This is a genomic window from Micromonospora sp. NPDC002411, assembly GCF_053592955.1.
Genome location: NZ_JBSFBM010000189.1, coordinates 1 through 13,342, shown reverse-complemented (window position 1 = coordinate 13,342; position 13,342 = coordinate 1). Strand labels below are relative to the sequence as shown.

Here is a 13,342-nt window from a genome sequence, read left to right as displayed (position 1 = left end):
GCCCCGACGGAGTCGGCGATGGCGGTGACGGCGTCGATGTACCGGTCCATGTCCTCGGCGGAGGCGAGGAAACTGGCCAGGTCGTCGTCGCCCCGCCAGCGCCCGGCGAGAGGCCCGGCGCGTGATCCACTCCATATCGCCGAAGTGGCGGTATCCGGCTGCGGGGACAGCGCGATATCGGCGATATGGAGTGGATCACTCCGCAGCCCGTGGGTCAGGCTGCGCTTTCCGTCGGCGTTTGCGCTGCTCACGCCCCCTTTCCACCACCCCGAACCGGTTGCCCGACCTCAACCGGCCTGAGCCGAATGCGGGGTTATCTCGGATACGTCCGCATCGCGAAGATGGTTCTCATACGGTGGGGATCAGAGGCTACAACCCATTTGTAGCTGGTCGTGGCGCCCCAGGCGGTGCGACCCCGTCTGGTAGCAGGAAAGGGCGGAAGGCTCTGATGTCCAACGACGTAACGAGTACCGACGGCGGGGCCTCGACAGCTCCGCCGACACGACGAAGGCGGGCGCTGTGGGTCGCCGGCGTGGCCGGGCTGACCGGTGTGGTCGGTCTGGCGGCCCTCGGCGGCGTGGCCGCCCGCGACGACAAGCCCAAATCCGACCAGGTCTCGGACGCGCAGCCGTCGACCAACCGGCAGAGCGTCAGTGACGCCGGCGGCGCGGACGAGGGCGGCTCGAAGAGCGACGGTCGGGACGACGAGTGGAGCGGCGACGACTGGAGCGGCTTCGACGACCGGTCCGGCAAGGACGACAAGCGCGACGAGAAGGACCGCACCAGGCAGGTGCCGTGCGACAGCGACAAGCTGATCCAGGCCATCACGTTCGCGAACAACGACGACGGCGGCGTGCTGGAGTTGGCGAAGGGCTGCACCTACACCCTGACCCGCAACCAGGACGGCAATGGCCTGCCGGTGATCACTCAGCCCATCACCCTCAAGGGCGAGCACACCACCATCGGCCGTGAGGCCACCGCTGACTACTTCCGCATTCTCAACGTCGGCGCCGGCGGGCACCTCACCCTCAAGGGCCTGAGCATCAGGGGTGGGCAGACCCTTCGGTCCGCGGTCACCGCCGACCCGGCGACGGTCTGGGCGCCGTACTCCGCCCTGGTCCGGTCGTCGACGGCAGCGGCCGAGGCGGCCAAGCCGGCAGCAGCAGTCAAGGCAGCACCGGCAGCCAAGCCTGCGGCGGCGGCCAAGGCGGCGGCGGCCAAGGCGGAGACGAAGGCGGAGGCCAAGGCGGCGGTCAAGCCGGTCAAGCCGGTCAAGCCGGAAGCGAAGCCAGCGGCAGCAACCAAGGCGACAACGGCAGCGAAGCCGACGGCCAAGACCAAGGCCAAGCTGGCAGCCGAGGCCAAGCCGGCCACCGAGGCCAAGGCGGCAGCGGCCAAGGCAGTTCCGGTAGCCGCACCGGCGGTGACGCCGTTGGTCGAGGAGCCCGGGTTCACTGACGGCGCCGGGGTGCTGGTGCAGCCCGGTGGTCGTGCGGAGATCCTGGACAGCGAGTTGCTCTACAACCAGTCCGGTGGCAACGGCGGCGGGCTGGCCAACTTCGGCAGCACCAGGTTCAGCAAGACGACGGTGGCCCACAACACCGCGTTCTTCTTCGGCGGCGGCATCTTCAATGCCGGCGTGCTCCAGGTGGACGAGTCGAAGGTGAAGGACAACACCGGCATCATCGGCGGCGGTGGCATCTCCAACGGCGCTGCCCGGATCTTCACCGACGATGTCGACGGCGGCTCGGTCTGGGTCTACAAGAGCGAGGTCACCGACAACGAGACGCTCGGCTTCGGCGGCGGCGTCCTGGATGTCGAGGGCACCACGACCCTGCACGAGACGAAGGTCAGCGACAACACGGCGGTCCTCGCCGGTGGCGGCGTCGCGGTGGCCGACAGCCAGCTCACACTCAAGCACGCGACGGTGGCCAAGAACAGCACCGCCGGCGTGGGTGGCGGTGTGGCGGTTGCCTTCGACAGCGTCGCGACGATCGAGGACACCGCCATCAAGGACAACACCGCAGGGTTCTTCGGTGGCGGCCTCTTCAACGAGGACAGCGTCACAACGCTGCGCGACAGCGACGTGACGGGCAACCGGGCCATCGGCCCGGTGGCCAGCGGCGGCGGTATCTACAACACGGATGGCGGGGAGATCACGCTCCGTCGGACGAAGGTGACGCACAACTTCGCCACCCTTCCGCCCGGCGGGATCTCCAACGGCCTCGGCAGCTTTGTCCGGCTGGACGACGAGTCCGCGGTGTCCGCCAACCGCCCCACCAACTGCCTGAACGTTCCCGGCTGCTTCTGACCGGAACGGATGGCTGATCCACATAGAGGGTGCGCCCCTCCGAGCCGGTCCTCGGCGCGGAGGGGCGTACCCATTTGGGCAGCTCAGTGACCCTCCGGGGGGCGCGTGCCCAACCGGGGCCTCGCGGGCGGTCCGGGCCGGACATGAACCGAATGTGGGGTTCTCTCGGATAAGCCCGCGAGGCGAGGATCCTTCTCATACGGTGGTTTTGGGAGCTACAACCGATTTGTAGCAGGGGACGCCCGTCTGACGGCGGCGACCCTGTCTGGTACGAGGAGAGGGCAGAGAGCTCCGATGTCCAACTACCTAACGAACAACGAAGCCTCCGGGCGGGCGACGGCCAAGCGCCGCCGCAAGCTCTGGCTCGCCAGTGGCGTGGCCGGTTTGACGGGCGTGATCAGTCTCGCGGCGGTGGGCGTCGCGGGCAGCGCCGGAGCGGTCGGCCTGAACTGGAACACCGCACAGGTCAGCAAGGACGGTGACCAGCGGGGTGACGAGTCGCGCGACTGGGACAAGAACGAGGACCGGGACAAGGACAAGGACCGGGACAAGGACAAGGACAAGGACAAGGACCACGAGCGCGGGAAGGAGGTGCCCTGCGACACCGACAAGCTGATCCAGGCGATCGTCTTCGCCAACAGCAAGCACGGCGGTGTGCTGGAACTGGCCAAGGGCTGCACCTACAACCTGACCCGCAACGACTACCAGGGCAACGGCCTGCCGGTGATCACCGAGCGGATCACGCTCAAGGGCGAGCACACCACGATCGCCCGGGAAGCCACGGCGGACTACTTCCGGATCCTCAACGTCGGCAGTGGTGGGCACCTCACCATCAAGGGCCTGACCATCAAGGGCGGCCAGACCCTCGAACTGTTCAACAGTGTCGAACCGGCGGCCGTCTGGGCGTCGTACTCGGACTCCGAGGCGATCGCGGCCCAGGTGAAGGCGGGCACGCCGCTGAACGAGGCGCTCTCCGCCCGGCAGGCCAACCCGAAGGCCGGCCTCAAGGCCGCGCCGAAGGTCACGGCCAAGGCCGCGCCGGCTGCCAAGGGGGGCGTCGTCACGCCGCTCGTCGAGTACCCGGAGGCGACCGACGGTGCCGGCATCCTGGTCCAGCCGGGTGGCACCGCCGAGATCCTGGAGTCCGAGGTCGTCCTGAACCAGTCGGGCGGCAACGGTGGTGGTGTGGCCAACTTCGGCACCACGAAGATCTGGCACAGCACCGTGACCCGTAACACCGCCTTCTTCTTCGGTGGTGGTGTCTTCAACGCCGGCCTGCTCAAGGTCGAGGAGTCGAAGATCAACGACAACACGGCCATCATCGGTGGTGGCGGTATCTCCAACGGTGCCGCTCGGATCTTCGCCGACGACGTCGACGGCGGAACGGTCGAGCTCAAGAAGGCCGAGATCAACGACAACGAGACGCTGGGCTTCGGCGGTGGCTACCTCGACATCGAGGGCAACACCACGGCGTACGAGACCAAGTTCGTCTCGAACACCGCGGTTCTCGCCGGTGGTGGTATCGCCGCGGCGGACAGCCAGCTGAACCTGCACCACGCCACCGTGGAGAAGAACAGCACCGCGGGCGTCGGTGGCGGTGTGGCCATCGCCTTCGACAGCGTGGCCACGTTCGAGAAGAGCAGCATCAAGGACAACACCGCCGGCTTCTTCGGCGGCGGGCTCTTCAACGCCTTCAGCGTCACCACGCTGCGTGACAGCGAGGTCGTCGGCAACCGGGCCATCGGCCCGATCGGGGTCGGCGGCGGCATCTTCAACATCTTCGGCGAGGTCAACCTGTCGAAGACGAAGGTCGCCCACAACTTCTCCACCTTCGCTCCGGGCGGTGTCTTCAGCTTCTTCGGGGAGGTGAACGTGGACGACAAGTCCGCGATCACCGCGAACCGCCCGACGAACTGCCTGGCCATCCCGGGCGGAACCATCGAGAACTGCTTCGCCTGATCACCCTCGGGTGACAACAGCACACAGACCGGCCCCCTTCCGCACCAGCGGGAGGGGGCCGGTTCGCGTCACCTCTGGACGAAGACCGCCACGCTGCGCGCCGGCACGGTGAACGTCCCGGCGGCCCGGTCGAACGAGGCGGTACGCAGCACCGGGTCGGCCGAGTCGACCAGCACCGGGTGCAACGCCACGTCCGCCCCGCGCAGGCCGGTCACCGTCTGCGTGGTCGTCTTCGGGGTGGCGTTGAAGACGACGGTCACCGACGTCCACTGTCCACCCAGCCCGCGGGCGTCCAGCGTCATGGTCAGTACTCCGGGCGTCTCCTGCGCCCCGGACAGCGGGAACGCCACCCGCCGCTGCACCTGCTCGGCGTTGGCCAGCCCGAACACCGGCGACGACGCCCGGATGCGCAGCAGTTCGGCGTACCGGGCGTCGGTGGTGTTGATCGCCGCGCAGTCGGGCACCAGTGCCGGGTCCGCCAGCAGCGGCTTCGCGTACGGCCACTTGTCCTCGTTGTCAGGCGCGGGCGGTAGGCCGGTGCCGAAACCGTTGCCCTGTTCGCAGCCCCACCGGATCTGGTTGAACCAGTCACCGGAGTTGTACGAGTTGCGGTCCAACGACTTCGACCGCAGCCGTTCGGTGCCGGCGGTGACGAACCCGGTGCCCTGGCCCAGTACCACGGTGCCGAGTGCCAGCACCTGCATCCGGGAACGGTCGGTCGCCGAGGTGGCCTGCGGCAGTTTGTACGCCAGGGCGTCGTACAGGATCTCGTTGTCGTGCGCGTCGACGTAGGTGACGGCCTCCCCCGGTGCGGCGGTGTAGCCGGCCGGGGAGCCGTTGTAGTCCACCTGCGCCCCGGTGACCTGCCGTCCGGTGGTGTCGGTGAAGCGGTAGTCGCGCAGGTTGCCGGTCAGCCCCACCTTGATCAGGTCGTGGGCGCGCAGCAGATCCGCCTTCTGCTCCGCCGGCGACCCGTTGACCTCGTCGCCGTTCGGGTCGGTGTAGAGCCCGGACGCGAAGCCCTGCGCGCGGGGGTTGGTGTCGAACGGTCCGCCGCCGCGCACCGCGTCACGGAGCCGGTCGTTGAAGGTGCCGATGCCGGTGCCGGCCATGTTGGCCTGGGTGGCCTGGACGAAACGGGCGTCGCCCGCGACCTCGCCGAAGTCCCAGCCCTCGCCGTACAGCAGGATCGATCTGCCGTCCACACCGTCGCGGGCGACAGTCAGCCGGTCCAGGGCCTGGCGGACGGCCAGGATGTTCGCCTTCGGGTGGTGACCCATCAGGTCGAACCGGAAACCGTCCACCTTGTACTGCCGGGCCCACGTGACGAGCGAGTCGACGACAAGTTTGCCCATCATGGCGTGCTCGGGGGCGGTGTTGGCGCAGCAGGTGGAGTTGGCCACCGTACCGTCGTCCAACAGCCGGTGGTAGTAGCCGGGCACCACCTGGTCGAGCACCGATTTCTCGTCCGTGCCGGCCGCCGCCGTGTGGTTGTAGACCACGTCCATGACCACCCGCAGACCGGCGCCGTTGACCCCGGCGACCATCCGCCGGAACTCGGTGGTCCGCGCCGCGCCGACCGGGTCGACGGCGTAGCCGCCCTCGGGCACCGTGTAGTGCAGCGGGTCGTACCCCCAGTTGTAGCCGTCGGTCTCGGCGACCGCCGCCACGCACTTCTGCTGTTCGGCGGAGTCCGGCGGGAGCGCCGCCAGGTCGCAGGCCGGCTGACGCTGGTCGGCCCGCTTCTCCGGGATCGTCGCGAAGTCGAAGGCCGGCAGCAGGTGCAGGTGGGTGACGCCGGCGTCGCCGAGCGCCTTCAGGTGGGTCATCCCGGCGGTTCTCGGGTCGGTGAAGGCGAGGAACGTCCCCCGCCGCTCGGCCGGTACGGTCTCGTCGGCGATGGAGAAGTCGCGCACCGACAGTTCGGAGACCTGCGCCTTCGCGGGCGGCACCGGCGGAGGTTTGCGCAGCGTCCGCCAGCCCGCCGGGGCCAGCGCCGCGTCGTTCAGGTCGACCAGCAGGCTGTGCGTGGAGTCCGCGGCGAGGGCCACCGAGTACGGGTCGGTCACCGACGCGGTGACCATCTTCTGCGCCGCCGGCTGCCACGCCCGCACCTGGTAGCGGTAGTACCTACCGGTCCAGCTCTGGTCGCCGCGTGCCGACCAGACGCCGGTGCGGTCGTCGCGGCGCATCGGCACGGCCTTCGGCGTGGCGGTCGGTGAGTCGAACAACTGCAATGTCACCGTCCGCGCGGTCGGCGCCCACACCGCGAGGCTCGGCGTCCGTCCGGCGAAGGTCGGCCCGAGGGTGGCGTCGGTGGCACGGGAGTACACGTCGTCGAGCACGCCGGGGATCTGCACACCGGTCGCCGCGAGCAGGGCGCCCGACGCGTCGCGCTCGGTCACCAACACCTGCCCCCGCAGCGCCGCCGGGACCTTGGCCAGGTCGCGCCGATCCAGCGTGAAGCTGCGGTACGACCACAGGTGCGGAAACGCCGTGCGCTGGGCCTCGGTGAGCCCGTTGCGCTGCGCCCGCAACGGCAGGCTGGTGTACGCCCCGGTCAGCTCCCCGTCGGCAACTGCGACGCCGCCCTCCGGGGCGACGACCAGCGCGTACGTCCTGCCGTCGGTCGGCGGGGTCTGCCACGCCACTGTGGACCTGTCGATCCAGTGCGCCTTCTGCTTGGTGATGTCGGTGTCCCCGCTGGCGCTGGTCGCCGTCGACGGCAGCAACCGGCCAGGTGTGGCGGCGAGCAGCCACACCTCCCGGCCGACGCTGCCGAAGTCGAGCCGCTGGTCGTCGGGCAGGTCCTTGGTGTCGCCCTGGTGGATGATGTAGTTCAGCCCGGTCGCACCGGCCGCCAGAGGCACCCGGAACACCGCTCCGAACGCGTCAGTCCTTATCGGCTTCAGCGGCGCGGACCACTCGGTCGGGTCGGCCGCACCGTCCCACACGTGCAGACCCCAACCGTCGTAGTTGCCGTCGGCCCTCCTGTAGTGGATCAGCGCGGTGTCCTCCTCGACCGGCGGGTCCGGTTCACCGGTGGCCGCCTGCCGAGTCGGGTAGACCACCGGGTCGCCCTGCTTGAGCCAGATCTCCCCGGTGGCGGTGACATCGATGCTGCGGTCCTGGGCGACATCCTTGTCACCGTCCTTGTCGACCACCACGAACCCGACCGACGTCGCACCCGGCTTGAGCTTCACCCAGGCGAACCGGCCGTAGGAGTCCTCCCCGGCGAACGGCTGCCCCTTGGGCCACTCGGTGACGTACCCCGGGTCGATGTCACCCCAGGCGTACAACCCCCAGTCGTCGTACCCACCGGCGGGACGCTGGTAGTGCACCACCGCCCACTCCCGGGACCCGCCCTGCGGCGGCGTGCCCACGGTGACGGCGGACCGGGCGGTCGCGGTGCGACCCCGGCCGTCGCGGACCACCGCCTTGTACTCGACCCGGGTGCCGCCGGCCAGGCCGGTCAGGTCGTGCTGCACCGTGTACGGCGCGCGGTCGGCGCTGCCCAGCAACGTCCACCGGCCTCCCGCGACCCGGGCGGCGACGGTGACCGTGGCGAGGGGATCACCGGTCACCTGGGCGGTCACCGCGGCCCGGGTGGCGACCGGAGCGTCCGGCATGGTGAGGGTGATGCGCGGCGCGGCGGCGGGACGCGCGACGGGGGTGCCGGCCCGGTGCACCACCGCCGACAGCGGCGGCACGGTGAGGGCCAGCTTGCCGTCGGCGTTCGCCGTGGCACGGCCGGTGTCGCCGTAGATGCCGGTGAAGGTGGCACCGGCCGACCAGGTGTCCACCGTGACAGTCTGCGCGGTGTCGGCGTTGTTCACCGCCACCACGTACTCGATCCGGTCCGCAGGGGCGACCCGGGAGGCGGCGAAGACGCCCGGGCCGTCGGCGGCGTACCGGGTGACCTGCACACCGTCGCGCAGCGCCGGGTGTGCCTGGCGAAGCCGACCCAGCTCGGCGATGGTCCGGTACAGCGGGTGGCCGGTGTCGAACTGGTCGCTGGCGTGGGTGCGGTCGGTGCCGAGCAGGTCGTCGTCGAGATAGTCGGGCACCTTCGACGCGAACATGTCCTGCCGGGCGTCCTTGTCCCCGCCGGGCCCGGTGAAGCCCTGCTCGTCACCGGAGTAGATCACCGGCTGGCCGCGCGTCAGGAACATCAACTGGTGCGCGAGCTGGTCACGGCGCAGGTGACTGGCCGGGTCGGTGCCACCACCGGCGACGAACGACCCGATCCGGCCCATGTCGTGGTTGCCGAGGAAGGTGGTCAGCCGGCCCGCGTCGGTGTTCCGGGCGGCGTAGAGGTCGTCGCGGGCGTACACGTCGGCGAGCGCCTTCGCCGACCCCGCGCCGGCGGTGTACCCGCGCGCGGCCTCCTGGAACGCGAAGTCGAGAGTCGCCGGTAGGCCACCCTGCCGGACGTAGCGGGAACTGATCTCCGGGTCGGCGCTGTACACCTCACCGAACATGAAGAAATCCTTCTTGCCGGCCTTCTCGGCGGCCCGTTCGATGCCCTGGCTGAACTGCGGCCAGAAGTCCATGTTGACGTGCTTCACGGTGTCCAGCCGGAACCCGTCGACGCCGGTGGCACCGATCCAGTCCCCGTACGCCTTCGTCATCCCCTGGACCACCTCGGGCCGCTCGGTCCACAGGTCGTCGAGACCGAAGAAGTCGCCGTACTCGCTGTTCTCGCCCGCGAAGGTGGAGTCGCCCCGGTTGTGGTACATGGTGACGTCGTTCAGCCAGGCCGGGACCTTGACAGTGGCGTCCTTCGGCTCGTCGAACTTCGGGGTGTACGGGAACGACTCCTTGTCGACCGGCGGAAACGCCCGGCTGCCGTCGGCGTAGTTCCGGTCCTCGAACGCCCGCCCCAGGGCGTCGGTGTACGGCGAGGCCGCCTTGTCCACGTACCCGTAGGAGCCCTCGGCGTACTTGATGACGTCGGCGGTGTGATTGACGATCACGTCGAGGTAGACCTTGATGCCGCGCTGGTGGGCGAGCTTCACCAGCCGCTTCATCTCCGCCATCGTGCCGAAGTGGGGGTCCACCTCGGTGAAGTCGGTGATCCAGTAACCGTGGTAACCGGCGGAGACGTCATTGCCGGACCTCTGTACCGGCCGGTTCTTGAAGATCGGGGCGAGCCAGATGGCGGTGGTGCCCATCCCTTGGATGTAGTCCAACTTGTCGATGACGCCCTTGAGGTCACCGCCGTGGTAGAAGCCCTTGTCGGTCGGGTCGAGCCCGGTCCGCAGCCGGTCACCGGCGAGGCCACCCCTGTCGTTGCGGGGGTCACCGTTGGCGAAGCGGTCCGGCAGGACGAAGTAGAACTGCTCGGCCCGCGCGGAGTTGCCGCCGGCCTTCGACAGCGCCTCGGCGGTCGGTTCGTTGCTCCATTGGGCGGCGGCGCCGGCGGTGACGACGGCAGCGCCGGACGGGCGCGGGGCTGCCGCTGCGGCCGGCACGGCGACCGAGGTGCCGACGAGCGTCACTGTGAGCAGGGAGACGAGGGCCAGGGCGGTGTGCGGTATCGGCGAGGGTTTCATCGACGCCTTCCTCTGGTCGCTGAATGGCCGCACGCTAACCCTTGCCGAAAGATTCTGCAATGACTTGCAAACATGGTCGCAACAGAGCAGCAACCTTGCGGAAGCGCGACTCAGAAGCCGCCGCAGCGCACCCCGTCGACAGTGCACAACCGCGGTGTGCTGGACGTCCGCTCCATGTGGAACCGCAACGACACCGACCCCCCGGGACGCACGTCCACCCCACTGACGTACGTGAAACCGTTGTCGAACTGCCGGACCGTCCCCTGTGGCACACCCTCCACCCAGGCGGTCACGAACCGCCCACCGGAGAACTCCAACCGCACCGTCCACCCACGGCTCTGCGCGGACACGTTGACCATCGCCACCTCGCCGATGAAGCCCCCGTCGAAGCTCTGCACCACCCGGTACCGCCCGCTGAACGTCGGCTGCCCCTGCGGAGCACGAGTCGGCGACCGCGTCACCACCGGCTGACCGGGCGGACTGACCGGCGGGGCGACCGACGGCGACGGTGAACCGGTCACGGCGCTCGGCGGCAACCCGCTCGCACGCCCGGACAACCCCGGCATCACCGGGACCGGCGACGCCACCGGCGTGGGTCGACTCGGCGTTGCCTCCGCCGACGGCAGCGGCAACGCCGGCGGCGCCGACGCCCCGTCCGGCGCCGGGCTACGCCCCCGGTACGCACCCAGGGTCATGACGAGCAGGACCACCATCACGACCACACCAGCGCCCACCACGACCCAGGGCGACGACACGATCGCGGCCGGACCGGGCGTCAGTCGCGGTGCGCGACGCATGCCGGACATGAACCTCCCTCAGCGGACCGTCCGGGCAGCGTAGCGATCAGCGGCCGGACCGGAAAGCGCCGACACCGCCCAACGTCCACTCAGCCGAGCCGACAGGCGACCCCGTTGATGGTGCACCGCTGCGGCCGCTGCGCGGACTCACCCCACCCGACGCGTAGACGCACCGTCCGCGAAGCACCCGGCTCCAGCGAACGGGTCCCCCGCAACACGAACTCGCCGTTCCCACGTCCCCGCATCGAGATCCCCGAGTCGTCGCTGAGGCGCAACGCCCAGAGGTCCTCGTCGAACGTCAACTCCACCGACCAGTCCACCGACCGGCTCGTCTCGTTCGCGATCGACAACACCGCAGCGTCGCCGTCCCAGCCGTTCGAGCCGACCTGGTAGCGGGCGGTGACCGTGGCACCCGCCGACGGCGTCGACACCAACGGAGCGGCCGTCCGCCCCGGCGTCGGAGAGCCGGTCACGGTAGCCCGTGGCGACGGCGTCCGACTGCTACGCGACGGCCGAGGCGACACCGAGCGCCGCTCCACGCCAGCCGGAGTCGGCCCACCCGTCGCCGACGCGGCAGCCGGCACTGTCGGCAGCAACACCGGAGGGGCCCCCTGCGGTACGGACTCCCGCTCCCTGGTCCGGAACGACAGCAACGCGACAACCAGCAGCACCACCAGCGCACACACACCGAGCAGCACCACGATCCACGGCACCGACGCCAACATTCGAGCCGCCCGCGACCCTGTCGCACCATCCGGCCGCACCGCCATCAGGTCTCCCCTCGTCCCCACCGACGCGACAGCGTAGCCAGCACTGCCCCGCTCGGGAATCGGGCGGGTACGGATCGGGCCGACCAGCCGACGCGCTACGGAAAACGGCCCGACCTGGCGGACGGTCCCGCTCGATCAGCCCGTCCGGACGACGGTGCAGATGACCGGCCCCTCGTCCGAGATCCGCAGCAGGTAGCGGTACCGCTCCCCCGGCACCGCCTGCCCCTGGCTGTCCAGGAACTCCCACTCGACCGCGACCATCGTCAACAGCGCGGACACCGCCTGCACATCCTCGATTCGGGCATGCGCCGCGATCAACTCCCGGTCCTGGTAGTCCGGTGCGGCACCCACGAAGGACAACGCCACCGCCGCCGGTGACGTGAACGAGAAACTGTAGGTGTCGGCCACCACCAAACCCGGGAGGGCGTAGCAGCCCGCGATGGCCGGCAGGTCACCGGACGTCAGCGCCACGCCGTACCGGTCGAAGAAGTCGGCCAGCGTGTCAAGATCCGTGGAGGCGTTCACGGCCACAGCAATTGCCGGTCACCACCCAGGTCAAACCTCAACGAGGCGGCACCCGTACCTCGATCTCCGAACCCAGCCGGGCATCGGCGGCCAGACCCAGGTCGTCCCCACTCCAGAACCGCCCCGGGTCGTACCAGTTGGGACGCCGGCCCGCCGGCAGCAAACCCATCGCCTCATAGGTCACCGCAACCACCTCGGCGCAGTACGCCGTCTCCAGCGCCCGGTCCCGCTCCCCCGCCGAACCGGCCGGGCTGGCAGGCCTGGTGGAACCCGCAGAGCCGTTCGCGTCGGCGGAGTTGGTGGGGATCGGCCGGGGTGCCAGCGCCGGCCAGCCGGGGCGCGGCAGCGCGGGCAGCCTGATCGGGCGCGTCAGCGCGGACAACCGGCCGGGGCGCGGCAGCGCCGGCACCCGACCCCGCACCCACCGCCACGCCAACTGGGCGGTAGACGGGAACGGGGTGCCGTCCAACCGGGCGATGGTTTGCAGCACCGCCCGCTCCATCTCCCCGTCGGCCGGCGGATCGAGCTGCCGCAGCCAGGCCCGCTGCCCGTACCTGTTGGCCCAGACGCAGACCGCGTCCCGCAGGTCGTGCAACTGGACGCCACGCTGGTGCGTACCCGACCACAGATCCGGCAACGACCTGCCCAACTCCGCATGCCACATCAACGGGGGCATGTCGTCCAGCACCACGGCCATGCCAACGTGGTTGACCGGGCTGTTGGTGGTGAACTGGATCGCCCGGTCCGGCACGCTGCGACCCCGGAACACCCACACGTCGCCGGTGCGGGTCAACTCGACGGCCTCATCCAGGCTGATGCTCATGAGGGTCTAGCCTAGGCCGATGGCGCAACGAATGCGGTGGTGGAAGGTTCTCGGGTTGGCCGGCCTCGCCGGCGTCGCAGCCTCCGGCGTGGTCATCGCACGGGCCGAACGACGCCGACGCGCGTACACCCCGGAGGAGATCCGGCAGCGACTCCTGGAACGGCACGCCCAGGCCAGCGACGCCGCGATGCCCACCGACCCCGCCTGACCACTCGCCACGACGCTCCCGGGTGGACAGTGGCTACGGCGCCGCCCACCCCTGATCGTGCTCGAACGTTGTTGTAGTGGCCTCGCTCCCGGCCTGAAGCCCCTCTTTCCTGGTTCGAGCACGATCTTGATTGCTCAGCCCGCCTGGCCGGGTTGGGCTGGTCGGGCCGGGAGGCGTCGACCCCATAACGCAAAAATCGGGCATAACCGTGCACGTAGGGCTGGGGTTCGCGGACACCTGAGCCCACCCTGGGGCGCGCAGACCGCACGTTGCCCGCACCGACGGGTTGATCCACTCGGCAGCGCCATCCGGGCCCGCGCCGGCAGGTCGAACACGCGGTTCACGGTGCGCCACGCCTGTGAGTGCGCGGCGCCCATGAACGCGTAGCCGACCA

General features: G+C 69.9%; 8 protein-coding genes and 1 pseudogene. 3 read left to right on the top strand and 6 right to left on the bottom strand.

Annotated features, from left to right (window positions below):
- A pseudogene (locus ACWCO3_RS21660) lies at positions 1-251 on the bottom strand (hypothetical protein); the annotation flags it as partial.
- Positions 252-448: 197 nt separating this feature from the next.
- Between ACWCO3_RS21660 and ACWCO3_RS21655 the strand changes: the two are divergent.
- Both ACWCO3_RS21655 and ACWCO3_RS21650 read left to right on the top strand, forming a co-directional pair.
- A complete protein-coding gene (locus ACWCO3_RS21655) occupies positions 449-2,311 on the top strand; it encodes a hypothetical protein (protein WP_450011668.1) in 1,863 nt (620 codons plus the stop codon).
- Between the two features lie 294 nt (positions 2,312-2,605).
- Positions 2,606-4,270: a hypothetical protein gene (locus ACWCO3_RS21650; protein ID WP_357929269.1), complete on the top strand. Its 1,665-nt coding sequence runs from the start codon at positions 2,606-2,608 to the stop codon at positions 4,268-4,270.
- Between the two features lie 68 nt (positions 4,271-4,338).
- On the opposite strand, the gene pulA is transcribed toward ACWCO3_RS21650, so the two are convergent.
- The 5 genes from pulA to ACWCO3_RS21625 form a co-directional block, all read right to left on the bottom strand.
- Positions 4,339-9,825 (bottom strand): pullulanase-type alpha-1,6-glucosidase, encoded by a 5,487-nt coding sequence (gene pulA / locus ACWCO3_RS21645; RefSeq protein ID WP_450011665.1) that lies wholly within the window; start codon positions 9,823-9,825, stop codon positions 4,339-4,341.
- 110 nt (positions 9,826-9,935) lie between these two features.
- Positions 9,936-10,631, bottom strand: a complete 696-nt coding sequence (locus ACWCO3_RS21640) for a cellulose binding domain-containing protein (protein WP_244311612.1) — start codon at positions 10,629-10,631, stop codon at positions 9,936-9,938.
- A gap of 80 nt (positions 10,632-10,711) precedes the next feature.
- A complete protein-coding gene (locus ACWCO3_RS21635; RefSeq protein WP_450011663.1) occupies positions 10,712-11,335 on the bottom strand; it encodes a cellulose binding domain-containing protein in 624 nt (207 codons plus the stop codon).
- Positions 11,336-11,527: 192 nt separating this feature from the next.
- Complete coding sequence (locus tag ACWCO3_RS21630; RefSeq protein WP_145779900.1) at positions 11,528-11,917, bottom strand: hypothetical protein; 390 nt, start codon at positions 11,915-11,917, stop codon at positions 11,528-11,530.
- A 37-nt stretch (positions 11,918-11,954) separates the two neighbouring features.
- The gene (locus ACWCO3_RS21625; protein WP_145779899.1) at positions 11,955-12,740 is read right to left on the bottom strand and encodes a hypothetical protein; all 786 of its coding nucleotides are present in this window, start codon (positions 12,738-12,740) and stop codon (positions 11,955-11,957) included.
- A gap of 19 nt (positions 12,741-12,759) precedes the next feature.
- Between ACWCO3_RS21625 and ACWCO3_RS21620 the strand changes: the two genes are divergently transcribed.
- Positions 12,760-12,948, top strand: coding sequence for a hypothetical protein (locus ACWCO3_RS21620; RefSeq protein WP_450011670.1), 189 nt, complete (start codon positions 12,760-12,762; stop codon positions 12,946-12,948).
- Positions 12,949-13,342: the final 394 nt, after the last annotated feature.

Bases quoted from the DNA above. Each gene is read 5' to 3' on its own strand.
- ACWCO3_RS21655 (WP_450011668.1), top strand. From the start codon at position 449: ATGTCCAACGACGTAACGAGTACCGACGGCGGGGCCTCGACAGCTCCG.
- ACWCO3_RS21650 (WP_357929269.1), top strand. From the start codon at position 2,606: ATGTCCAACTACCTAACGAACAACGAAGCCTCCGGGCGGGCGACGGCC.
- pulA (WP_450011665.1), bottom strand. From the start codon at position 9,825: ATGAAACCCTCGCCGATACCGCACACCGCCCTGGCCCTCGTCTCCCTG.
- ACWCO3_RS21640 (WP_244311612.1), bottom strand. From the start codon at position 10,631: ATGTCCGGCATGCGTCGCGCACCGCGACTGACGCCCGGTCCGGCCGCG.
- ACWCO3_RS21625 (WP_145779899.1), bottom strand. From the start codon at position 12,740: ATGAGCATCAGCCTGGATGAGGCCGTCGAGTTGACCCGCACCGGCGAC.
- ACWCO3_RS21620 (WP_450011670.1), top strand. From the start codon at position 12,760: ATGGCGCAACGAATGCGGTGGTGGAAGGTTCTCGGGTTGGCCGGCCTC.